We start from the raw sequence: 23,057 nt of genomic DNA on the forward strand, positions 1-23,057 counted from the left end.
TTCAATTCAGTAAAAAACCTCCTTCAACGTAAGCCCGTGAGCAGGGGCGGTCGGACCGGCTGCGGTTCTGTCCCTTGCCAGCAGGACCTGTCCAAAGCTGTCCACCGACCGCTTCCCCCTGCCGACCTCGAGCAGCGTCCCCACCAGATTGCGAACCATCTGACGGAGAAATCCATCTCCGGTAAACGACAAGAAATACTCATAGTCGTTCGGTTGCTTCAGATCGGCGGCGAAAAGGGTCCGGGTGGATCCCCGTCCGTTCGTCAGGCCCTTGTCACGGGAGCCGGTGTTTTCAAATGAGGCGAAATCATGGGTTCCCGTCAGCAGCGTCAGGCAGGCCTGTACCGCCTGAGAATCGATTGCGGCGGGGTAGTGCAGGAAGAAGTGTCGCTGCTGCGGCATCAGCACCGCGCCGGTGTGGAGCCGATAGATGTACTGCTTTCCTGAGGCGGCAAAGCGCGCATGAAAATCCGGCCGGACTTCCTCGACCTGCAGAATGCGGATCGCCGGCGGCAGCATGGAGTTCAGGCCCTGAAAAAAAGCGGGGCAGGAGATTTTGCCGCCGGTGTGAAAATTTGCGACCATCCCGTCGGCGTGAACGCCGGCATCGGTTCTGCCGGCGCCATGGAGAGACACCGACTCCCCCGTCATCCTGGTCAACCGGTCTTCGATCTCGCCCTGGATCGTGACGTCATGGCGTTGCCGCTGCCAGCCACTGTAGCCGGTGCCGTCAAAGGCGATGAGCAGTCTGATGTTCCGCATGGGATTCAGGGATGCTGGAAGGGAGAGCGGTTGGTGTCTCAGGGAAAGAGGGGGACAACCTCGAGGCCCTTCGCTTCGTCGAAGCCGCACATGATGTTCATGTTCTGGACGGCCTGGCCGGCGGCGCCCTTGACGATATTGTCGATGGCGGAAAGGACGATGATCCTGCCGGTTCTCCGGTCGATGGTGAACCCGATGTCGCAGAAATTGGATCCCCGCACGTATTGGGTCGCCGGCAGGTTTCCGGGGGGCAGCACCCTGACGAAGGGTTCGTCGGCGTACATGTCCTGATAGAGCTGGTGGATCGAAGCCTCGGTCTGGTCGGCCTGCAGCCGGGCATAGATGGTGCTCAGGATGCCCCGCGAGAGCGGCAGGAGATGGGGGGTGAAGGAAATCCTGATATCGCAGCCGCCAAGCAGGCTCAGTTCCTGTTCGATCTCCGGGGTATGCCGGTGGACGCCGCCGACCTTGTAGGCGCGGAACCCATCGGTCACCTCGCAGAACAGGCTGCCGATCTGGGCCGAGCGCCCTGCCCCCGAGGTCCCGGATTTGGAGTCGGCGATGATCGTGGCCGGCTCGATGATTCCGGCCTTGAGCAGAGGGGCGAGACCGAGGATGATCGAGGTCGGGTAGCACCCCGGGTTGGCGACCAGGCTGCTGCCGGCGATGGCCTGACGGTAGAGTTCCGGGAGCCCGTACACCGCCTCGCTGAGAAATTGGGGCGAGGAGTGCGGCTGGTACCATTGCTCATAGACGCTCTGGTCACGGAGCCGGAAATCGGCGGAGAGATCGACGACCTTCTTGCCTGCCCGGCGCAGGTGCGGCACGAGGTCCATTGCCGTCTTGTGCGGGACGGCGGCGAAGTAAAAATCGGCGCTGTCGCACAGTCGATCCATGTCGGGATTTTCGCAGAGAAGATCAACCCTGGTGCGGAGGCTGGGAAACACCTGGGACAGGGGCTGGCCTTCAAATTGCCTCGAAGTCACCAGTGTCAGGCGCACTTCCGGGTGATTGCAGAGCAGGCGGGCGAGTTCAACGCCCGTGTAGCCGGATGCACCGATGATCGCGATTTTCAACATGGCAAGTCCCCTGAGATGAGTTGTTGAAGATAGCGGCTATCCATGGATGTGGATCGGACAGTCCGCATTCTCTGTCTGAAGAGAAATAGACCCCGAAAGGCAAAAACACCAAAAGGGAATAACAGGTTTGCTGTTATTCCCTCGGTTGCGGTGTGTCGTGGTATTTCGACTGCCGGCCGCTGCACTGACCGACGAATACGTCTGGTGCTGAAATCGATTAACGTTTGGAGAACTGGAACTTGGCGCGAGCAGCCTTCTGGCCGTACTTCTTACGTTCCTTGACTCGCGGATCGCGGGTGAGGAGTCCGGAACGCTTCAACGGGATCCTGTTCTCGGAATCGATATCGAGCAGGGCCTTGGAGATTCCATGGGCCAACGCCTCGACCTGGGCCGACTTGCCACCACCCCTGAGGGTGGCCTTGACGTCGTATTTTTCAGAGGTATCGGTGACCTTGAACGGTTTCTCGATCTTCGGGGTCTTGAAGGTCCCGCCGAAGTAGGCCTCGGCATCGAGCTGATTGACGATCACCTTGCCGATACCGGGGGTAAGCCACACCCTGGCGACAGCGCTCTTTCTCTTGCCGGTGGCGTAAAAACGATCTATAGCCATGTTTTATTCTCCAGGATTAAATATCTAGTGCGGCCGGCTGCTGGGCGGCGTGAGGATGGGCTGACCCGGCGTATACCTTCAGTTTCTTCAGCTGCGCCGCCCCCAGTTTGTTTTTCGGGAGCATGCCTTTAACGGCATGGATGATCAGGTCGGTCGGATGCTTGGCCATCAGTTCCTTGGCGCTGGCCTCCTTGAGCCCTCCCATGTAGCCGGTGTGGCGATAGTATTTCTTGTCGTCCCATTTGTTGCCGGTCAGTTTGATCTTGTCCGCGTTCGTGACGATGACGAAATCACCGTTGTCGATGAAATCGGAAAAGGTCGGCTTGTGTTTGCCACGCAGCCGGTTGGCGATTTCCGATGCCAGGCGACCCAGCACCTTATTCTCGGCATCGACCAGGTACCATTTTTTTTCGATCTCGTTGACCGGAGCAAGGTAGGTTTTCATCGTAATCCTCAACATGCGATTAATAAAAAAAGGCTCGAACCATGTCGAACCTTTTCTTGTTTAGCTGGAGCGGGAAACGAGATTCGAACTCGCGACTTCAACCTTGGCAAGGTTGCACTCTACCACTGAGTTATTCCCGCTTTTTGTTTTTGTCAAAACAGGTCCCCTATTTACATAATCGCCGGTGGGGTGTCAATAAAAAAAAGACAGTCTCGCGGTGAATGACTTTTTTATCGATCCTTGCGGTGAAAAATAGAGATGGATTCAGGACAATGGGGTAATATAAGCAGTTGAAGTATACCAGATCATGGAATGAAATCAAACGCCAAACGCACCGTCATGGTCTTCGGCGACGAAGCGGACCGGTATCCGCGGCAAACAGGGTATTCTACGGATACAGGATATGGAACAGCAGGGTGCGCGAACATCGACGATTGAACGGAAGACAGGGGAGACGGATATACATCTTATTCTCGACCTGGACGGAGAAGGAAAGGCGGCGATCGATACCGGTGTTCCGTTCCTCGATCACATGCTCACCCTCTTTACCGTTCACGGCTTTTTCGACCTGGCGATATCGGCCAAAGGCGACATCGAGGTCGACGATCATCATACCGTCGAAGATGTCGGCATCTGTCTCGGACAGGCCTTCAGCCGGGCGCTTGGCGGCAAGTCGGGCATCAACCGCTATGGAAGCTGCCATATGCCGATGGACGAGACCCTGGTCAGGGTTGTCGCCGATATATCCAACAGGCCTTTCCTGCAGTACAATGTCTCGCTGAGCGATCAGAAGATCGGGACGTTCGATACCGGGCTCGGCAAGGAGTTTCTCCGGGCCTTCAGTCAGCATGCCGGCGTGACCCTGCATATCGACATGCTGCATGGGGAGAATGGGCATCACATCCTTGAGGCAGTGTTCAAGGGGTTGGGAAGGACGATGCATGAGGCATCCGCCCTGTCGGAACACGTCAGCGGCGTCCTTTCTTCCAAGGGATTGCTGTGAGTTCGGTCAAGGCACACCGGAATACTAAATGAAAACTCTGCAGAGAGGTCTTGCGTGAAGAACATATCCAACATCCTTGCCGTCGTCATGCTGTGCGGTCTCCTGTCGTTCCTCACTTCGTGCTCCGGCAGGAGCGTGAGCTCGACCGCCGATCCGGGAAAAGACATCCGGCCGCTGAACGCCGTTGTTGTCCTGCCCGCTGACACGGCCGGGGGCAGTGCTGGGGGGGAGCAGGGGAATGACAGCGACAGTTTGCGCAAGGGGGCCGGCTTCATCGACCTGACCATGGTTGATATCATGAAAGACTTCGGCAACGTCCGCGTTCTGTCGGCCAGTCAGATCGAATCGCTGATGGACGAAGACAACAGGGACAACTCAGCCGACGTGATCGGCCATCTCGGCAAGATCCTGCACTGCGATGCGGTAATGGTGACCACCGTTCACCGCTACCGGCAGCGGGTGGGCAGTGAACTGGCCATCGAGAGCCCGGCCTCGGCCTCTTTCCAGATGCGGTTGGTCGACGTCAAGACCCGCGCGGTTCTGTGGTCGGCCGATTTTGACGAGACGCAGGAGTCTCTGCTCAGCAATATCCTGAGCTTCAACAAGGCTCAGAGCCGTGGATTCAAGTGGGTGACCGTCGAGAACCTTGTTGCCCAGGGACTCAAGGAACGACTGGCCGGATGCCCGTTCCTGAAGCGATAACCAGCCCGGAACCCGATTCGACACGGAAACAACGCCCGCGGCCTGATGCATGACGCCGACGGGCGTTTGCTTTCCATCAGCCATCGACTCTTCCCCAGATGACCATAGACGCCTGCCTGCCATCGCGCTTCAATCGCCGGATCGGCCAGGCGATGCACGACTACTCGATGCTGGCCGACGGCGACCGGGTGCTTGTCGCCGTCTCCGGCGGGGTGGACAGCCTGGTTCTCGCCTGGCTGCTCCGATTCTGGCAGCACAAGGCGCCGATCCGCTACACCTTGAAGGCTGTGGTGGTCGAAAACGAGTTCTGGCGCCGGCAACCGCAGGCGGATGGTTCTATCGCCAGGATCTGCCGCCAGCTCGAGCGCATCGGCATCGCTCATCAGGTCGTGCGAGGATGGAAATTGCAAGCAGATCAGGAGACATGCTACCACTGTGCCCGCAACCGGCGCAGCCAACTCTTTGAGCTTGCCCGGCAGGAGGGGTGGGCGAAGATCGCCTTCGGCCATCACAAGGACGATCTGGTCGAGACCTTCTTTCTCAACATGATCTACAGCGGCAACATCTCGACCATGGTGCCGAAGCAGGTGCTGTTCGGCGGCAATCTGGCGCTGATCCGGCCGATGGCCTATCTCGAGAAGGATGAGGTGCTGGAGATCGCCGCCCGAGCGGGGATCGAGGCGGTGGAAAATCTCTGCCCCCTGGCCGGGAATACCCATCGCCAGCGGGTGCGGGAACTTCTGGCGGAGCTGTATGCGATGGAACCGGGGGCCCGGAACTCGATTTTCGCCGCCATGGCCAATGTCCGTGAGGGGTACCTGCTGTGAAAACCCATCCCGACTGCCTTCCCTGTTATCGGCGGCAGGCCCTGCAGGTGGCGAAGATCTGTTCCGATCGGGCCGCCGACCATCAGGCGGTGGTCGCGGCGATCGACATTCTGCTCCCCGATATCGATCTGCAGCAGACCCCTCCTGCCAATGCGATCCGGATATACGACCGCATCGCTGCGGTGACCGGCTGCCCCGACCCCTACCGGCACATCAAGAAACGGAACAATGTCGAGGCCCGGCGTCTGCTGCCGCTGATCAGAGAGGAGGTGCGGCGCTCTGCCGTCCCCCTGGCCGCGGCGGTCCGGTTTGCCATCGCCGGCAACAGCATCGATTACGGCGCCTTTGCGGCAATCGACGCCGACGGGGCCATTTCCCGCTGCCGTTCGGCGGTGCTGGCGGTCGATCACCTTCATCTGCTCCTCGATCGGATCGGCCGCTTGCAAAACGGCAGCCGGGTGCTCTACCTTGCGGATAACTGCGGCGAGATCGTGTATGATCAGCTGGTTCTCGAGTGTCTGCAGGAGCGGGGGCTCGACCTGACCGTGGCGGTCCGGGGCGGGCCGATCATCAACGACGCCTCGCTCGAGGATGCGCTGGAATGCGGCCTTGACCGCTATGGCCGCGTGATCGGCAGCGGCGTCGCCTGTCCCGGGACATCGCTTGCCCACTGCTCGGACGAACTGCTGGGCCATTTCCACCGGGCGGACCTGGTGATCTCGAAGGGGCAGGGCAATTTCGAGACCCTGTCCGAGGTCGACCGTGATATCTTTTTCCTGTTGATGGTCAAATGCCGGGTCGCCGCCCGCCACCTCGCCGGCCTGACCGGGATCGACCAGCGGCTGCTGCCCGGGGAGGGAGAAATGGTCGTCTATTATTCACCGCAGCATCAACCCTGAGATCATATGAGCACGCACACCAAGATAAGGACGCTGCTGGAGCGGCAGCCGATTGGAGAAACGGTCCGGGTAGGCGGATGGATTCGGACCAGAAGGGATACCGGCGGCTTTTCCTTCGTCGAGGTCAGCGACGGCTCCTGTCTCGCCAACCTCCAGGTCATCGCCGACAAGGGGCTGGGCAATTACGAGACCGAGATCAAAAGGCTGACCACCGGCTGCAGCGTCGAGGTCGAAGGGACCGTCCAGGAATCGCCGGCCAAGGGCCAGGCGGTCGAACTGCTCGCTACCGGGTTCAAGGTGGTCGGCTGGGCCGATCCCGAGACCTACCCGCTGCAGAAGAAGCGCCATTCGTTCGAATTCCTGCGCGAGATGGCCCATCTCCGGCCGCGGACCAACGCCCTCGGCGCCGTCGCCCGGGTCCGGTCGCGGCTGGCCTATGCCGTCCACACCTTTTTCCAGCAGCGGGGCTTCATCCAGGTCCATACCCCGATCATCACCACCAGCGATTGTGAAGGGGCGGGAGAGATGTTTCAGTTGACGACGACCCAGCCCCGTGGCGGACCGGACGAGGAGTTTTTCGGCCGCCGGGCCGGGCTGACCGTCAGCGGCCAGCTCCAGGCCGAGGTTTATGCCCTGGCCCTGGGCGATGTCTATACCTTCGGCCCGACTTTCCGGGCCGAGAATTCCAACACCAGCCGGCATCTCGCCGAATTCTGGATGATCGAGCCGGAGATGGCCTTCTGCGATCTCGCCGGCAATATGCGGATCGCCGAGGAGATGCTCAGGTACCTGCTCGACGATGTCCTGGCCAACTGTGCCGAGGATATGGAGCTGTTCGACCGGTTCATCGCCAAGGGACTGATAGATCGGCTGCGGAGCGTGGCCGGGCAGCAATTCGCCCATATCACCTACACCGAGGCGGTCGACGAACTCCTGCGCAGCGGTAGAGCCTTCGATTTTCCGGTGCGCTGGGGCATCGATCTGCAATCGGAGCACGAACGCTACCTGACCGACGAGGTCTACCGCCGGCCCTTGATCGTCACCGACTATCCGGCCGCGATCAAGCCGTTCTACATGCGGGTGGGCGACGACGGCCGGACCGTGGCGGCGATGGATATCCTGGTGCCGGGCATCGGCGAGATCGTCGGCGGCAGCCAGCGCGAGGAGCGCTACGAGGTCCTGGAGCGGCGGATGCGGGAGGCCGGCATCGACCTCGACGACTACCGCTGGTACCTCGACCTGCGCCGCTACGGCACGGTGCCGCACGCCGGGTTCGGCCTCGGCTTCGAGCGGCTGGTGCAGTTCGTCTCCGGCATGGCCAATATCCGCGAGGTCATCCCCTTCCCGCGGACCCCGGGGTTCGCTCCATGCTGAGGGTGACGAGGGGAGCGATGCCTGACCGGGAAGGGACCTCGGCATGAGCAAGGGGCCCGGGGTTCAACGGATGTTCGATGCCATCGCCGGCCGCTACGACCTGATGAACCGGACGATGACGCTGGGCCAGGACCAGCGCTGGCGCCGCTTCGTCGTCGCCCGGGCCGGCGACCCGGGGCGCGGCTGGGTCCTCGACCTGGCCACCGGGACCGGCGATATCGCCGCGCTGCTGCGCCGTTCCTACCCCGACGCCCGGGTGATCGGGGCCGACTTCTCGCGCAACATGCTGGCCGAGGCCAGACGGCGCTTCAGCGATCCGGCGATCCACTGGCAGGTCTGCGACGCCAACGGCCTGCCCTTCGCCGACCGGGTCTTCGAGGCGGTGACCTTCGGCTACCTGCTGCGCAACGTCGACGACAGCCTGCGGGTGATGCGGGAGGTCCACCGGGTGCTCAGACCCGGCGGCCGGGTGGTCTGCCTCGATACCACGCCGCCGGCCGCCAACCTGCTGTGGCCGCTGCTCAACCTCTACTTCCGCTATGGCATTCCACTGCTCGGCCGGCTGATCGCCAGGGATGCCTCCGCCTACAGTTATCTCACCGGATCGACGATGGATTTTCATGACGCCGAGACCCTTGCCGGGATCTTCCGGGCAGCCGGTTTCATCGACGTCGGCTACCGCAAATTCATGATGGGGACGATCGGCATCCACTGGGGGATTCGACCATGACCGAGCCGCAACCGCCGCTTGAGCCATTTGCCCTTCCCGATTATGAGGCGCCGGCGACGCTGTTTGAGGTGCTGGTTGCCAGCGCCAGCCGCCGTCGTCATAAGACAGCCTTCATCTACCTGGCCGGCGAGGAGGAGTGCCGGGTCACCTACGGCAAGCTGTTCGAGGATGTCCTGCTCCTGGCCCTGCACGGCGACTATATCAAGGGCTGCCGCCAGTTCAAGGGGGTGTTCGTCATCGGCGCCCCGGAACTGCACACCCTGTTCAGCCACGTCTACTCCTACACCGACCTGCTGGCCGACCGGCGCTTCACCGATGACGACTTCCAGCGCTTCCACCAGCGGGGGGGAGGCGATCACGGCCGAGGACCTGCTGACCGTCATCTACACCTCGGGGACCACCGGTCAGCCGAAGGGGGTGATGCCGAGCCATGCCAACATCATGCCCAGGATCTCGAGAAATACCGGCCGACGCTGGTCGCCATCGTGCCGCGGGTGTGGGAATCGCTGTACTCGCGGGTGCAGGCCGGGGTGAAGAAAAAGGGCAGGCTGGCCAGCGGGCTGTTTGCCGCCATGGTTCGGGTGTCGGCGGCCTATCGGCGCTATCGCCGCCGTTATCTGGGACGCTTTCCGGTCTATGCCCCCGAGCCGTGGTGGCGCGCCCTGCAGCGGCGGGTTCCGGCCCTGGCCGGGATGATCGTCCTCTACCCCCTGTACAAGCTGGCGATGAAGAAGCTGGCCCTGGTCCAGCAGCGTTTCGGCGGCCGGCTGCGCCTGGCGATCAGCGGCGGCGGGACCCTGGCCACCTATCTCGAGGAATGGATCGACGCCGTCGGCATCCGCATCGTCAACGCCTACGGCATGACCGAATGTTCGCCGTCGATCGCCGGCCGGGGCCTGAACTGCCGGGTCTACGGCACGGTCGGGCCGCCGGTGCCGCTGACCGAGATCCGGATCGCCTCCGAGGAGGGCGAGATCCTGCCGCCCGGCCGGGAGGGGCTGATCGAGGTGCGCGGACCCCAGGTGACTCGCGGCTACTATCGCGACGAGGAGGAGACGGCCAGATCCTTCACCGAGGATGGATTCTTCCGGACCGGCGATCTCGGCCGGATGACGCTCTCCGGCGAACTGGTGATCACCGGCCGGGCCAAGGAGATCATCGTCCTCGCCAGCGGCGAGAATATCGACCCGACCCGGATCGAAAACGCGATCTCGATGTTTCCCTTCATCCAGGATGCGGTGCTGGTCGGCCAGGACAAGAAGGGCCTGGGGGCATTGCTGATCCCCAATATCGACGAGTTACGGGAATACGCGCGGCAGCGGTTTTCCGACCTGAAGGAGGAGGGGGAGGAACTGCTGACCAACAGCCGGGTTCTCGACCACATCCGGCACGAGATGAACCGCCTGCTTCACCCCAGGCAGGGATTCAAATCGTACGAAAAACTGCAGGGCATCGCCTTCCTCGCCAAGGAGTTCAAGCTCGGCGAGGAATTGACCAACACCTTGAAAAAGAAGCGGCACGTCATCGAACAGAAGTACCGGCAGGTCATCAACGACCTGCTGCACTGACGTCCCGCCGTCACAGGCGGGCAATCTCCGCCGTGGTCCGGCAGTGGCTGATGATGGTTCCGTGCGGCCGGCCGGCGAGGATGGCCTTGCCCAGATAGCCGGCGATACCAAGGGCCTGCCGGCCCTCGGGATCGTAGACGATGACCCGGTCGATGCCCTGGCGGCCGCTGAGGTCGTCGAGCAGCTGGCCGAGGTTGTCCCCACCATCATTGAGGGGATCGATGCGGATGAAGGCCGGGGCCCAGCGCGCCAGCACCGCTTCCCTGATCACCCCGCCGCAGACCTTGAGTGACTCCGCCGTGCCGATGACCGCGCCCGTCGTCGATCGCCCCTCCATGATCTGAATTTCGTCTCCCACCCGGATGACCCCGCCCTGGCGGACCACGGCGAAGATGCCTTCCCGCGGCATGACGCAGTCGCCGGCCTGGTGGTAGATGGCGCAGCGATGGTGGCAGATCTTGCCGAGCTGGGAGACCACCAGCTCGGTTGCTCCGACCATTAGATGGGCGCCGACGGGGAGGGTCGACAGGTCGATTCCCTCGGTGGTGATGTTCTCGGCGAAGTTGCCGGCGACCACGTCGAGTCCCTTGGCCCGCATCGTGTCGATGCTTTCCTGGGCCAGCAGGCTGACCTGGCGGTGCCAGTCGCCGCCGTGGGCGTCGCCGGCGAGACCGAAGTCCACCAGCAGTTCCCCCGTGTCGATGTTGTTCTTGCGGATTCCTTTCCGGTCGCTGATCGAGATAGCCTTGACATGCATGGAATTCTTCTCCTCTGATATACCACAATGTGTCATGTCTCGAGCATAGCCGAAATTGCCGTTTTTTGCAAAGCCGGAAAGAGGATAGACGGGCAGGGGCCTGACGGTCGCCGGCGGCACATTCTCACCGCGGTGATACTATTTCCTTGCAATCCCTGCCGGCGTTGTGAGAAAAATAAGTATGAACAGGATGTTAAGAACCGTTGTCAATTCAACTGCGGAGGTGGGAATGGGGAAGGTAATGGAAGTCAAAAAAGTGATCACGCCGATCGATTTTTCGGATAATTCCAAGCTGATCGCAGAGTCGGCGGCCTATTTCGCCGGCAAGTTCGGGGCCTCGCTGCATCTGATTTTCGTCGTCCAGAATTTTGAGGATTATTCCGGCTTTTTCGTGCCGCAGATGAGCATGCCGAACCTCGAGCAGGATCTGATCGCCGGGGCCGAGGAGAAGATGGCCTCCTTCTGCGCCGAACTGGAGGAGTCGCTCACCAGGGCCGGGATCAGCGAGGTGACCCATCAGGTGTCGATGGGCGATGTCGCCGAGCAGATCGTCGAATTCGCCGCCGCCAACAAGGGGGATCTGATCGTCATGGGGACCCATGGCTACAAGGGCCTGGAGAAGATCATGTTCGGCAGCGTCGCCGACAAGGTGGTCAGGTCCGCCCCCTGTCCGGTGCTGACCATCAATCCCTATACCTGCTGCAAGACGGAATAGGCCTGGTGGAAAGCTGCAGCATCCATCGTCCGGAGGCTGATCCCGGTCACCCCGATCGGCCTCCATCTGCATGGCCATCCAGACCGGCTCTGGGCAGCGACCGGTTGATCGGGGCCGATACCTCACCTGTCGCTTACTTTCAACCCGAACGGTCCCCGTCTCGGTCTCCATCACATCGCCTGCCTTGATATCGATTTCATCACCCCTTCTTCGGAGGATTTGATCTTAACGGCGACGGCAATCCAGGTCAAACCGCATACGTCCGCTCTCACGGGGGCCCGCCGGCGAATGGGAGAAGGTCCGCTCGGTGCAGCTGACCGAGCCGTCATCATGCATGATCAAGGCCAGCGACGAACGGGTGCCGTAGTCGCGGCCGCTGATCATGATCGTCGCCAGCAGCCGTTCCCATTCCAGGTTGATGCCGGTCTCCGGCAGCTCGTCATCCGGCGGCTGCCGGGAATCCTCCAGCAGGGAAAAGAGGTCGTCGGGTTCGATGGCCGCCCGGCGGTCCAGCAGCCGGCCGAGGGCCGCCGTCCCGCGCGTGACCTTGGGCCAGGGGGTGTCGAGGAGATGGTTGCTCAGCCCATGGATCCCCGGCACCACCTCCAGAGCTTGTTCCGGAGAGCGGTTCGAGGCGTAGACCAGGCTGTCGCCATCGCCGGCCAGCAGGTTGAAGCCGTTGTATTTCGGCCATTGCTGCTCGCTGGCGGTGCAGAACTGCCGGGGGGCGAGGCCGCTCCGGAGATAATCGACCGGCAGCCGGCCGCGGGACAGGGCGGTGGCGGTGAAGGTGGCCGGATCGCGATAGTTGGTGACGGCGGCGAAGCGGCAGTCGCGGGTCAGACCGAACCAGGTGCCGCCGGCCTGGAGATCGCGGCCGGCGAGGATCTCCGGCTGGTCCGGCCAGAAGGCCAGCGGCGCGGTCGGGCGCTCGAAGTATTCGTCGCGGTTGGCGGCGAGGATCAGACGGTAGCCGGGGTGGCAGCGCCAGGCGAAGAGGATCAGGCACATGGCGGCGGTATCAGCGCATCTTGCGGATCATGCCGAGGATGATTCCCGCCGTCAGCCCCCAGATGGTGCAGCGCCGGTGGCGATAGACCGCCACCTCGTGGGTCCACTCGCTCCGCCGTTCCTTGTAGTGCGAAGGCAGGCCGAGCTTGTCGACCGGCAGCAGGATATGCTCGTTTCCTTCGGCATCGAAATAGGAGGGCTGGATCTCGATCCGGTTGTGGTAGATCTCGGGTTTGGTGGCGACGAACCAGGCAAGGGGGATGGTGAAGACCTCTTCGACCTCGCGGGGGTCGGGCCGCAGGTCCTCGCGGTCGGCGATATCGAGGATGCCGACGAAGCACTCGACGATGACGGCCCGCGGCGTGACGACCGTGTCAAGCCGGCCGGTCAGCCTGACCCGGTCGCGGGGCAGGCCCAGTTCCTCTTCCGTCTCCCGCAGGGCGGTGTCGGCGAAACTGCGGTCGAGTTCGGGATCGAAGTGGCCGCCGGGGAAACAGATCTCGCTGCCCTGGCGAATGGTCGAGGCCCGTTTCTGGAACAGCAGGTGGCAGTCGTCGTCGATGAACAGCACCGGGACAAGGATCGCCGAGTTGAAGAAATTGTCGCGTCCGTAAATGCCCGGGGTTTCGGGGAGACTATGGGAGAATCGTTCGAACTCGGCTCTGTTCATCAGTATCCTGTCATGGTTCCGATTACGGCGGCAGGCTGTTTATTGCCGCCGGTCAGGCCAGGTCGGCGATCACCAGCAGCAATGTCCCCTGGTCCTCGTCCGGTCCCGGCTTGCCCAGCAGGGTCGAGATATTGAGTCCGGCGAGGTGATGGATGGCGACGGCGGTCCGGCCGAACTGGTCGGCCGGGAAGTGCTGTTCCAGGGCGGTCTGCCAGCGAGCGACCAGTGCCGCCGGCAGGGGGGCGGGAAGGGTCGCCAGCAGTTCGCCGGCTAAGGGACCATGTTCCTCGCGGAAGGCGGCCACGGCGGCAAAGGCCTCGTCCCCGGTCAGTCCCGCCGTTGCCGGCAGCGACAGGGCGCCGGCCGGTAGCGCGGCCTGTCCCCGGCGCCGTTCGTAGGCCTCGAGAATGATCTCCGCGGCATCCGGCCAGTGGGTGGCCCAGATCGGCCAATCGGGGAGATTGCCGTTTACGAGGAGCTGTTTCCAGGCGCGGAAGCGGTTTTTGATGATCCCGGCCGCCGGCTGCCGTACCCGGGCCTTGAGGTCGATCAGGTCGGCCAGGGGGTTGTCGTCCTCATCGGCCGCGCCGACATCTTCGCCATGGAGCCGCAGGAAGAGGGAGTGTTCGTCCTCGTCGAGGGCCAGGAGATCGCGGGCGATTTCCTCCTCCTCCCGGTCGAGGATCTCGCCGATCTTGAGGACCAGCCGCGCCTGCCACAGGTCCTGCTCCGGGTCTTCCTTTTCCTTGTCGGACTTCCTGTTGGGTCTGCCGAGCAGCGAGGAGAGGATCGCCTGGGGCGTGTCTTCGTCCTGCTGTCGGGGGGCGGTCATCGCCGCCATCGTCAGGGAGCTGAGCTGGGCGGCGTAATCGTCCTTCCGCTCCCCGATATCGTCGATGAGACGGAGAAAACGCTTCCGGTCGGGGCCGAGCGGGCAGGGAGTATGCACTTGACAGAAACCGTGATTAATGAAAAGATCTGCCGATCCGGCCGCAGCGTCGGCGCCCTCTTCCGGCTCGACCGGCTGGAGGACATGGAGCGTGGGACAGAGCAGATACAGCGGGTACTGGCTGCCGGAAGCGATGGCGGTGCCCGGAAAATACAGGGTGTCTTGTAGGTTCATATGCAGAGTGTCAAAGAAAAAATCACGTTTTACCTGTCGGCCTTGCTCTATCTCGTCTTCAATTTCCGGATGGGGGCGGATGCCGCTGCCAGCATGAAGGCGACTCTCTGGCAGATCCTGCAGACGGCGCCCTATGTCGCCGGCGTCACCTATGTCATCATCGCCCTGCTGCAGTACATGTCGGGAGGGGAAAAGGTGGCCTGGAATCGTCGGCTGCGCCTGTTCTTCGCCCTCGGGATCCTGGCCGGCCTGGTTTACGCCATCTATGAATACGCCGGCGTCGGCACCGTGCCCGGAAAATAGATAATACCTGTCCCGCCGGTTGCTGTAAACCGGGAAACTCAACGACCGGGCCGTATCGGAACGAGCGGAAACGCCGGACCGGTAGCGCCATCCGGCCGAGGATGGCCTCGTATGTTCTACCTCCACACCTCCAACCGCACCGAGAACCTGCTGCGTCACCTGGTCGAGGTCCTCCGTCAGGACGTCCGTCGTGACGCCTTCGCGCCGGAGTATTTTCTCGTCCAGGGGCAGGGGATGGAGCGGATGATCGCCCAGTGGCTGGCCGATGCCTTCGGGGTGTGGTGTCATTTCCGCACCCTGCACCCCCTCGGGCTGTTCGACGAGATTGCCGGGCGGCTCGGGCTGGCGATCGAAGCCCAGGCCTTCGCCCGGCGGCCGCTGGTGTGGCGGATCGAGTCCCTGCTGCGGGATGCCGGCGATCCCGACCTGGCGCCGCTGCTCCCGTACTGCGGCGGCGAAAATGGCGGGCTCAAACGGTTCCAACTGGCCTGGCAGCTGGCGTATGTCTTCGACCAGTACCAGATCCTGCGCCCCGATCTCCTCGCCGCCTGGGAGCAGGGCAGGGCCATCGCCCGCCATCCGACCGAACCCTGGCAGATGGCCCTGTGGCGTCGGCTGACGGCCCAGGCCGGCGACGGGTGTCACCGTGGGGGCATGCTGCAGCGGCTGATCGCCCGCCTGGAGGACGACCAACCCATTCCGCCGTTGCCGAGTCGGCTGTCGGTCTTCGGTCTGCACAGCATGCCGCCGCTGTTCCTGACCGTGCTGCGGGCCCTGGCCCGCCGCACCGATGTCCATCTCTATCTCCTCTCTCCCAGCGGCGAATACTGGGGCGACCTGCCCGGCCGGCGCGAGTGGGCTCGACGGATCGTCCGGGTGCCAGCGGGAGATGAAGGGAGCGGGACGGCCGACGGCCATCCCCTTCTCGTCGCCCTCGGCCGTCAGGGAAGCGACTTTCAGGCGATGTTGCTGGACCAGGTCGATTTCACGATGAAGTTCCAGAGTTTTGCTGATCCGCTCGGACCAGATGACGCTTCCGTCCTCCACCGCCTGCAGTCCGATATTCTCCGCAACCGGGTGGATGCCGCAGAGCGGGAGCCGCTGTCCGCCGTTGATGAGTCGCTGATCGTTGTCTCCTGCCACTCGCGGTTGCGGGAGATGGAGGTGCTGCGGGATCACCTCCTCGACTGGCTGCATCGCGATCCGGGGCTGGAACTGCGCCATATCGTGGTGATGGCCCCGGACATCCAGCAGTATGCGGCCCTGATCCCGGCGGTGTTCGCCGACATCCAGCACTCGATCGCCGATCGCAGCCTGCGCCGTCGCAACCGGGCGGTGGCGGCCTTCATGGACTTTCTCGACCTGTGCGACAGCCGCTTCGGCTGGGCCGCGGTCCTCGATCTGCTGGAACAGGAGGTCATTGCCTCGCGCTTCGACCTCAGCGGCAGCGATCTGGCGCGGATCCGGCACTGGGCGGTGGCCGCCGGCATCCGCTGGGGACTGTCGGCGGAGCAGCGCCGGGAGCTCGGGTTGCCGGCCTTTGGCCAGGGAAGCTGGCAGGCGGGACTCGAACGGCTGCTGATGGGCTATGTCACCGGCGGCGACGAGATGGTCGACGGCATCCTGCCCTACGCCGACATCGAGGGTGCCCCGGCCCGGGCCCTGGGCGGCCTCTGCGAATTCCTGGCGATCCTCGGCGAGGCGGAGCGAGAGCTGAGCGTCGGCCGCAGCCTGCAGCACTGGGCGGAGCTGCTGGGCGGTTACGCCGCGCGGCTGCTGGCGGAAGATGACGGCCAGGAAGTGCCGGAGCCGCAGCGGCTGCTGGCGGAACTCGATGCCGGAAGCGGCCATACCGGCGAGGTGGATCTGGCCGTGGTCCGCGCCTGGCTGGAAAACGCCTGTGCCGAATCCCTTTCCGCTTCCGGCTTCCTCCGCGGCCGGCTCACCTTCTGTTCGATGCTGCCGATGCGGTCGATCCCCTTCCGCGTCATCTGTCTGCTCGGCCTCAATGACGGCCAGTTCCCCGGCCTCGACCGCCACGCCACCTTCGATCTGCTGGGGGCGGCAACCCGGTTGGGCGACCGCAGCCGGCGCGAGGACGACCGCTACCAGTTCCTCGAGGCCCTGCTGGCCGCCCGTGATACCTTCTATCTCAGCTATGTCGGCCGGTCGATGAAGAGCAACGAGGAGTTGCCGCCGTCCGTGGTGGTGGCCGAACTGCTTGAAGTCGTGCACCGCCAATACGGTCTGGCACCGGATCGGCTGCTGTGCCGGCATCCGCTGCAGCCGTTCAGCCGCCGCTATTTTGACGGCAGCGACCCCCGCCTGTTCAGCTACGACGCCGAGGCCTGTGCCGCCGCCCGCCGGTTTGCCACCCCCCGGCCAGCCGAGCCGTGGTGGGAGGGGGAGACGCCCGGGGTCGGGGAGACGGTGACGGTGGCCGGCTTCCTCAGTTTCTTCCGCCACCCGCAGCGATGGTTTGTCCGGTCGGGGCTCGGTATCGAGCTCGACCTGGCCGCCGATCAGCCGGAGGACGACGAGCCGTTTGCCGCGGAGGGACTCCTGGCCTACGAGGTCGACCGCGAGCTGGTCGAGGCCCACCTGGCCGGCCGCGGGGCCGCCCTGCTGCCCCGTCTCCAGGAACAGGGCCGGTGGCCGCTGGGGATGGCCGGCAAGGTGCTGTTCGAGAAGAGGATCGAGGAGGTCGACAGCCTGGTCGTCCGGATCCGGGCCGCCGGCATGGGCGAACCGCTCCCGGAACTGCCGGTCGATGTTGCGGCGGGCGGTCTGCGGCTGGCGGGGGCGCTTGGCCACCGCCATGAACGGGGCTTCCTCCTCTACCGCAACGGCAGCTGTCGGGGCCGGGACCTGCTCGCCCTCTGGCTGCACGGCCTGCTGGCGGCGCAGGTGTCGGGGGAGGAGGTGAACGTCGCCGGGATCTTCCGTGACCGGGATTGCCGGGGCACCGTCGGTCCCGGCAGTCGGCCGGGTCTGGCCGACTTCGCCGCGGTCTTCATCGCCGGCAGCCGCCGGCCGAGCCCCTTGCATGTCGAACCGGCATGGGCCTACGTCCAGCAGCTGGAGAGGGGGGAAGAGGCGGCCCTGGCCGGGGCGCGCAAGGCGATGGCCCAGGTTCTGGAGCGGGAATATGAAGTCGAATCCTCGCTGCTGCTGCGGGGCAGGACGGTGGAGGAACTGATCGGCCCGGAGTTCGCCGCCATGGCCCGGACGCTGGTCGATCCGGTGTGGAGGGCGTTGCGATGAGCCGGTCGCCGGAGGTGTTCGATGTCACCCGGGTCGAACTGCACCGGGGGATCAACCTGGTGGAGGCCAGCGCCGGGACCGGCAAGACCTATGCCATCGCCATGCTGGTGCTGCGGCTGGTGGGCGAGCAGGCGATCCCGATCGAGCGGATCCTGGTGGTGACCTTCACCAAGGCGGCCACCGCCGAACTGCGGGAGCGGGTCAGGAAGCGGCTGGTCGAAGCCAGGGATATCCTGCTGGACGGGCCCGCCGGCCAACCGGACCCGGTGCTGCAGGCCTGGGTCGAGACATTGACCGACCGCCGGACTGCTCTCCAGCGGGTGCAGGCGGCGGTGAGCGGGATCGACCGGGCGGCGATCCTCACCATCCACGGATTCTGTCAGCGGATGCTGCAGGAACAGGCACTGGAAAGCCGGCAGCTGTTTACCGTCGACCTGGTCCCCGACCCGGAAGAGGTCCGGCGGCAGGTGGTGCACGATTTCTGGCGACGGTTGATGTACCGGGGGCATGAGTTGCTCGGGGCCGTCGTCGGCGGCCTTTTCCCCGGTCCGGACCAGCTGTTGCGGACGGTCGCCGGGATTGGCGGCGGCATCGCCGGGTTCGAACCGGAGACCGGACCGCCGGCAGGGTTGGCGTCCCGCCTTGATGAACTGTACCGCCGCCTCCGGCTGTGGTGGGACATGGACGGTGATCGGCTCCGGGGGCATTTCGTCGAGGCGATCGCCGCCGGGATGGTGAAAAAGGACGTGGCGGCCGGATTCGACGGGTGGTGGCAGCAAGTGGATGGCTTCTTCGGCGGCCGCCGGCTCAGCGTGCCGGACCATGTCGGCTGGCTGGGCCGGCCCGGCCTGACCGGGATGCTCAACGGCACCAGGTTGCGGGGCGGGGAGAAGAAGGCCGCGTATCTTGCCGCCTGGCCCCTGGCCGACCAGCTGATCGCGGAATGGCTCGATCTCACCGACGAGATCCGGCTGGCGGTGCGGGTGGCGCTGGCCGGGGAATTGCGCGACGAGGTGGTCCGGCGGCTGCGGCGGCAGGGGGCGATGTCCTACGACGATCTGGTCCTCAGCCTGGCGGCGGCCCTTGACGGGGAGGACGGGCGGCGCCTGCGGGTGGTCCTCGCCGAGCGTTTCGCCGCTGCCCTGATCGACGAATTCCAGGATACCGACACCCATCAGTGGCGGATCTTTTCCGCCGTCTTCGGCGAGGGCGATCATTTCCTCTACCTGATCGGCGACCCCAAACAGGCCATCTACCGCTTCCGTGGCGCCGATATCCATGCCTATTTCGCCGCCCGCCGGCAGGCGGACCGGGTGCTGACCCTGGACCGCAACTTCCGTTCCCACCCGCGGCTGGTGGCGGCGGTCAACCGCCTGTTCGAGGGCGACAATCCCTTCCTGTTCACCGCAGCGGAACTGCCGTGTCCGCCGGTGCAGGCGGCGAGAACGGCGGCCGACGGGGCAGTCGTCGCCGACGGGGGGCCACTGCCGCCACTGCTGTACTGCCACCTCCCGCCCCCGGGCGGCGAACCGTCAGGCCGCTGGAGTTCGGGGGCGGCGGCGGAGCGGATCAGAGCCTTCGTGGTCGGCGAAATCTGCCGCCTGCTGGACGACGGCGGCCCGCAGGTGTCGGCGCCGGACGGTGCCAGACCGTTGGCGGCCCGGGACATCGCCATCCTGGTCCGCACCAACCGGCAGGCCGAGGAGTTTCAGCAGGCCCTGATCGTCGCCGGTCTGCCGGCGGTGGTGGCCAGCCGAACCTCGGTATTCGCTACCGAAGAGTGCGGCGATATTCTCCGGCTGCTCCATGCCATTCACCAGCCCGGCAGTTCGGGGCGGATGAAGGCGGCGCTGACCAGCCGCTGGTTCGGCCTGTCCGGTCAACAACTGGAAACGATGTGGCACGACGAGGCAGCGGTCGATGGCTGGCGCTTGCGGTTTCAGGACTACGGCCGGCGCTGGGAGGAGGACGGTCCGCTGGCGATGATGCGGACGCTGCTGCAGGCGGAGCAGGTCCTTTCCCATCTCGCCGGCGATGAACGGGGAGAGCGCCGGATCGCCAACATCTTTCATCTGCTGGAACTGATCCAGGAGCAGGCCGCCGCCGGCTTTGGCCCCGCCCGGCTGTTGCAGTGGCTGCAGATGATGCGGGGCGGCAACGGTGAAGGGCGGGAAGAATACGAACTGCGCCTGGAGAGCGACGATGCGGCGGTGCAGGTGATGACGATGCACGGGGTCAAGGGCCTCGAATACCCGCTGGTCTTCTGCCCTTTCCTCTGGTACCGGAGCAATTGGACGGCCCGGGAAAAGGAGGTGGTGACCTTCCACGACGGTGCCAATCGTCTGCTAGCCGATCTCGGTTCGGCGGATTTTGCCGCCAGAAGGGAGTGGGCCGAGCGGGAGGAACTGTCCGAGGACCTGCGTCTGCTCTATGTTGCCGTCACCCGGGCCCGGCTGCGATGCTGGGTGGTGTGGGCCGATGTCAGGCCGTATTCGCCGGTGGCCGATTCGTTCGACTCGGCCCTTGGCCACCTGTTGTTTCCCGGCGGCGCAGTCGACGAACCGGGGCAGATCGCCCGTCTGCAGTCGTTGGCCGGGCAGGCTGGCGTTGCCTGGCAACGGATCGACCCCGATGCCTCGCCGCCGCTACGCCTCCGGGGCGATGCCGCCGTTGCGGCCCTCGCCTGCCGCCAACCGTCTTCGCGTTCGCTGCTCTCTGCCTGGCGGATGACGAGCTATTCGGCACTGGCCGGCCAGAGCGTCCACGAGGAGGGACGGGCGGTGGAAGGGCAGGGGGAGGTGGTTGCCACGGCGGTGATCGACGCGCAGGCCATCGAGGTGCCGGGGCTGCCGGCCGGGGCCCGGTTCGGCAATGTGGTCCACGATCTCCTCGAACAGCTCCCGTTCGCCGGGCTGGCGAGGGAGCGGGATCTGGCGACCCGACTGCCGTCGCTTGTCGGTCGGTACCGGCCGGCCGGCGAACCCGGCCGGCTGGCGGCGCTGCTCGCCAACACCGTCGGCGCCCGGCTGTCTGCCGATCCCCGCGACGGTACCGCCTTCACCCTGGCGGAACTGGCGCCTGACAGGATGATGCGGGAGATGCCGTTCTACATGCATCTCGACCGGATGACGACGGCGGCGGTCAACGCCATCCTCAAGGATGACCCGGCCGTACTGCCGCTCTCGCGGCGGGAGATGCAGGGCTACCTGACCGGTTTCATCGACCTGGTTTGCGAGCATGGGGGCAGGTTCTTCATCGTCGACTATAAGACCAACAACCTCGGGGAGCGGCAGGGCGATTACCTTCCCGACCGGCTGGTGCTGGCGATGCGGCAGCACAACTACGGTCTGCAGTACTGGATCTACAGCCTGGTCCTCCACCGTCACCTGCGGAACCTTCTGCCCGACTACGACTATCAGAAGCACTTCGGCGGGGTCATGTATCTGTTTGTCAGGGGGATGAGCCGGGAGCGGCCGGGGGCGGGGGTGTATCACGTCCGGCCCGATGCCTCCCGGCTGCAGGCCCTCGACGCTTTGCTGGGAGGGAATCGATGAACCGACCGGACTTGCCCCACGACCTTTTCGACCGGCATCTCGCGGCCTTCCTCGAGGGCCGGTGCGGTCTGGCGGCAGTGGAAAAACCGGTGTTCCGGACGCTCATCGCCGATCTCTCGGCGGCGATGGCCGGAGGCCACGTCTGTCTGCCGGTGACCGGGGCCCAAGCCATGCTGCTGTCCCGGTCACCGCTGGTGTCGGACGGCCGCATTCCCGCCCCTCTTGTTGTCGACGCCGGACGGCTGTATCTTCATCGGTATTACCGTTACGAGCGCCGTCTGGCCGACCGGCTGCTGCAGCTGGCGGCGGTGCGGCATCCGGTGCCGGACCTGGAGCTGCTGCTTGACGGCTGTTTCCCGGTCGCGACGGCGACGACGGACCGGCAGCGGCTGGCGGCCCGGCTGGCCCTGACCCGGTCGCTGACCCTGATCACCGGCGGTCCCGGGACCGGCAAGACCTATGCCGTGGCCCGGATCCTCGCGCTGCTGCTGCTTGTCCACGGCCCCGACCTGCGCCTCGCCCTGACCGCCCCGACCGGCAAGGCGGCGATGCGGCTGCGGCAATCGATCGCCGCCGGCGTCACCGGTCTCGACCTGCCGCCGGAACTGGCAGCGGCCGTACCGGAACAGGCCTCGACCCTGCACCGCCTGCTCGGGGTGCGGGCGGACTCGTCGCACTTCCGCCATGATGCCGGCAATCCGCTGCCGGCGGGGGTCGTGGTGGTCGACGAGGCCTCGATGATCGATCTGGCGCTGATGAGCAAACTGGTCGACGCCCTGGGGCCGACCACCCGGTTGATCCTGCTCGGCGATCGCGATCAGCTGGCGTCGGTCGAATCGGGGGCGGTGCTGGCCGACTGCAGCCGCTCCCTGCCCGACAACACCGTCGAACTCGACCGGACCTATCGCTTCGACCACGGTATCAGCGAGCTTGCCGCCCTTGTCAACTCCAGCGACGGCGACGGCGCCTGGGAGCTGCTCGACAGCGCCGCGGCGGACAGCGTGTCGCTGGTGCGCGGTTCCTTCCTGACCCATGCCGTCGCCCGCTATCGGGACTATATGACGGCGGCGGCGCAGGCCGAGGGGGAATCGCAGATTCAGGCCCTCTTCGCCCTCCTCAACCGCTTCCGGGTCCTCTGCGCCGTCCATCGGGGCGAGCGGGGGACAGCGGCGGTGAACGCGGCGATCGAGGGCGGGCTGCGCGACGCCGGCTGTGCCATCCCGTTCGACGAAATCTGGTACCCCGGACGACCGGTCCTGGTGACCAGCAACGACTACAGCCTCGACCTGTTCAACGGCGATGTCGGCATCTGCCTCCCGGACCAAGCGCTGGGTGGCCGCAGCACGGTCTGGTTCGAGCGGCCGGAGGGCCGTCTCCGCAGCATCCTCCCCTCGAGGCTGCCGCAGTGCGAGACGGTCTTTGCGATGACCATCCACAAGAGCCAGGGCTCCGAATTCGATGAGGTCCTGGTCGTCCTGCCGGAGCACGACAGCCAGGTGTTGAGCCGGGAACTGGTCTATACCGCGATCACCCGGGCCCGGAAATCGGTACGCATCGACGCCCGGCGGGAGGTCCTGGCGATGGCCGCCGGCCGGACGCTCGACCGCTCCAGCGGTCTTGCCGGCATGCTCGCCAGGCCCGCCGCCGGGACGTTGTGAACA

General features: G+C 64.8%; 22 protein-coding genes and 1 tRNA gene. 13 read left to right on the forward strand and 10 right to left on the reverse strand.

Annotated elements, in window-relative coordinates; translation table 11 throughout:
* Positions 1–6: 6 nt before the first annotated feature.
* From truA to ACWGKN_RS14340, 5 genes are all read right to left on the reverse strand, one after another.
* Positions 7–762: a tRNA pseudouridine(38-40) synthase TruA gene (gene truA, locus ACWGKN_RS14320; protein ID WP_035232049.1), complete on the reverse strand. Its 756-nt coding sequence runs from the start codon at positions 760–762 to the stop codon at positions 7–9.
* 38 nt (positions 763–800) lie between these two features.
* On the reverse strand, positions 801–1,841 hold the full coding sequence (gene argC / locus ACWGKN_RS14325) for an N-acetyl-gamma-glutamyl-phosphate reductase (RefSeq protein WP_035232047.1): 1,041 nt from the start codon (positions 1,839–1,841) through the stop codon (positions 801–803).
* Between the two features lie 217 nt (positions 1,842–2,058).
* Positions 2,059–2,451: a 30S ribosomal protein S9 gene (gene rpsI, locus ACWGKN_RS14330; protein WP_035232044.1), complete on the reverse strand. Its 393-nt coding sequence runs from the start codon at positions 2,449–2,451 to the stop codon at positions 2,059–2,061.
* A 16-nt stretch (positions 2,452–2,467) separates the two neighbouring features.
* Positions 2,468–2,896: a 50S ribosomal protein L13 gene (rplM, locus tag ACWGKN_RS14335; protein WP_424253146.1), complete on the reverse strand. Its 429-nt coding sequence runs from the start codon at positions 2,894–2,896 to the stop codon at positions 2,468–2,470.
* Positions 2,897–2,961: 65 nt separating this feature from the next.
* A tRNA-Gly gene (locus ACWGKN_RS14340) sits at positions 2,962–3,036 on the reverse strand.
* Between the two features lie 263 nt (positions 3,037–3,299).
* Between ACWGKN_RS14340 and hisB the strand changes: the two genes are divergently transcribed.
* The 6 genes from hisB (at position 3,300) to ACWGKN_RS14370 (ending at position 8,431) form a co-directional block, all read left to right on the forward strand.
* Entirely contained in the window at positions 3,300–3,899 is a 600-nt protein-coding gene (gene hisB / locus ACWGKN_RS14345) for an imidazoleglycerol-phosphate dehydratase HisB (RefSeq protein ID WP_035232038.1), read from the forward strand.
* Positions 3,900–3,953: 54 nt separating this feature from the next.
* Complete coding sequence (locus ACWGKN_RS14350; RefSeq protein WP_052160224.1) at positions 3,954–4,601, forward strand: hypothetical protein; 648 nt, start codon at positions 3,954–3,956, stop codon at positions 4,599–4,601.
* A gap of 98 nt (positions 4,602–4,699) precedes the next feature.
* Positions 4,700–5,428 carry a tRNA lysidine(34) synthetase gene (locus ACWGKN_RS14355; protein ID WP_035232036.1) on the forward strand — a complete coding sequence of 243 codons (729 nt, stop codon included), beginning with the start codon at positions 4,700–4,702 and terminating at the stop codon, positions 5,426–5,428.
* Entirely contained in the window at positions 5,425–6,327 is a 903-nt protein-coding gene (locus ACWGKN_RS14360; protein ID WP_452095504.1) for a damage-control phosphatase ARMT1 family protein, read from the forward strand. Before ACWGKN_RS14355 ends, ACWGKN_RS14360 begins: the two co-directional genes overlap by 4 nt.
* Positions 6,328–6,333: 6 nt before the next feature.
* Positions 6,334–7,701, forward strand: coding sequence for an asparagine--tRNA ligase (gene asnS / locus ACWGKN_RS14365; RefSeq protein ID WP_052160222.1), 1,368 nt, complete (start codon positions 6,334–6,336; stop codon positions 7,699–7,701).
* Positions 7,702–7,744: 43 nt separating this feature from the next.
* Complete coding sequence (locus ACWGKN_RS14370) at positions 7,745–8,431, forward strand: ubiquinone/menaquinone biosynthesis methyltransferase (protein WP_035232034.1); 687 nt, start codon at positions 7,745–7,747, stop codon at positions 8,429–8,431.
* Here the strand turns inward: ACWGKN_RS14370 and ACWGKN_RS14375 are convergent.
* Positions 8,377–8,703 (reverse strand): hypothetical protein, encoded by a 327-nt coding sequence (locus tag ACWGKN_RS14375; RefSeq protein WP_452095505.1) that lies wholly within the window; start codon positions 8,701–8,703, stop codon positions 8,377–8,379. The two genes, ACWGKN_RS14370 and ACWGKN_RS14375, sit on opposite strands and share 55 nt — an antisense overlap.
* Before the next feature lie 43 nt (positions 8,704–8,746).
* Here ACWGKN_RS14375 and ACWGKN_RS14380 point away from each other — a divergent pair, with 43 nt between their 5' ends.
* Positions 8,747–8,965, forward strand: a complete 219-nt coding sequence (locus ACWGKN_RS14380) for an AMP-binding protein (RefSeq protein ID WP_452095506.1) — start codon at positions 8,747–8,749, stop codon at positions 8,963–8,965.
* Positions 8,926–9,999: an AMP-binding protein gene (locus ACWGKN_RS14385; protein WP_452095507.1), complete on the forward strand. Its 1,074-nt coding sequence runs from the start codon at positions 8,926–8,928 to the stop codon at positions 9,997–9,999. Before ACWGKN_RS14380 ends, ACWGKN_RS14385 begins: the two co-directional genes overlap by 40 nt.
* Positions 10,000–10,009: 10 nt before the next feature.
* On the opposite strand, the gene ACWGKN_RS14390 is transcribed toward ACWGKN_RS14385, so the two are convergent.
* The gene (locus tag ACWGKN_RS14390) at positions 10,010–10,756 is read right to left on the reverse strand and encodes an MOSC domain-containing protein (RefSeq protein ID WP_424253140.1); all 747 of its coding nucleotides are present in this window, start codon (positions 10,754–10,756) and stop codon (positions 10,010–10,012) included.
* Between the two features lie 241 nt (positions 10,757–10,997).
* On the opposite strand from ACWGKN_RS14390, the gene ACWGKN_RS14395 reads away from it, so the two are divergent.
* Entirely contained in the window at positions 10,998–11,471 is a 474-nt protein-coding gene (locus ACWGKN_RS14395) for a universal stress protein (protein ID WP_452095508.1), read from the forward strand.
* A gap of 225 nt (positions 11,472–11,696) precedes the next feature.
* Here ACWGKN_RS14395 and ACWGKN_RS14400 read toward each other — a convergent pair whose 3' ends face one another.
* The 3 genes from ACWGKN_RS14400 to ACWGKN_RS14410 are packed head-to-tail and all read right to left on the reverse strand — an operon-like array spanning position 11,697 to position 14,275.
* Positions 11,697–12,482: an NRDE family protein gene (locus tag ACWGKN_RS14400; protein ID WP_452095509.1), complete on the reverse strand. Its 786-nt coding sequence runs from the start codon at positions 12,480–12,482 to the stop codon at positions 11,697–11,699.
* A gap of 10 nt (positions 12,483–12,492) precedes the next feature.
* Positions 12,493–13,152 (reverse strand): NUDIX hydrolase, encoded by a 660-nt coding sequence (locus ACWGKN_RS14405; protein WP_035232028.1) that lies wholly within the window; start codon positions 13,150–13,152, stop codon positions 12,493–12,495.
* 52 nt (positions 13,153–13,204) lie between these two features.
* Positions 13,205–14,275: a hypothetical protein gene (locus tag ACWGKN_RS14410; protein WP_452095510.1), complete on the reverse strand. Its 1,071-nt coding sequence runs from the start codon at positions 14,273–14,275 to the stop codon at positions 13,205–13,207.
* Here ACWGKN_RS14410 and ACWGKN_RS14415 point away from each other — a divergent pair, their 5' ends adjacent.
* The 4 genes from ACWGKN_RS14415 (at position 14,276) to recD (ending at position 23,054) form a co-directional block, all read left to right on the forward strand.
* Positions 14,276–14,578 carry a hypothetical protein gene (locus ACWGKN_RS14415; protein WP_035232024.1) on the forward strand — a complete coding sequence of 101 codons (303 nt, stop codon included), beginning with the start codon at positions 14,276–14,278 and terminating at the stop codon, positions 14,576–14,578.
* 111 nt (positions 14,579–14,689) lie between these two features.
* The gene (gene recC / locus ACWGKN_RS14420; RefSeq protein WP_452095511.1) at positions 14,690–17,842 is read left to right on the forward strand and encodes an exodeoxyribonuclease V subunit gamma; all 3,153 of its coding nucleotides are present in this window, start codon (positions 14,690–14,692) and stop codon (positions 17,840–17,842) included.
* Positions 17,839–21,396 (forward strand): UvrD-helicase domain-containing protein, encoded by a 3,558-nt coding sequence (locus tag ACWGKN_RS14425; protein ID WP_452095512.1) that lies wholly within the window; start codon positions 17,839–17,841, stop codon positions 21,394–21,396. The genes recC and ACWGKN_RS14425 overlap by 4 nt, the downstream gene beginning before the upstream one ends.
* Positions 21,393–23,054, forward strand: coding sequence for an exodeoxyribonuclease V subunit alpha (recD, locus tag ACWGKN_RS14430; RefSeq protein ID WP_424256208.1), 1,662 nt, complete (start codon positions 21,393–21,395; stop codon positions 23,052–23,054). The genes ACWGKN_RS14425 and recD overlap by 4 nt, the downstream gene beginning before the upstream one ends.
* Positions 23,055–23,057: the final 3 nt, after the last annotated feature.

The organism is Desulfoprunum sp., from assembly GCF_053613775.1.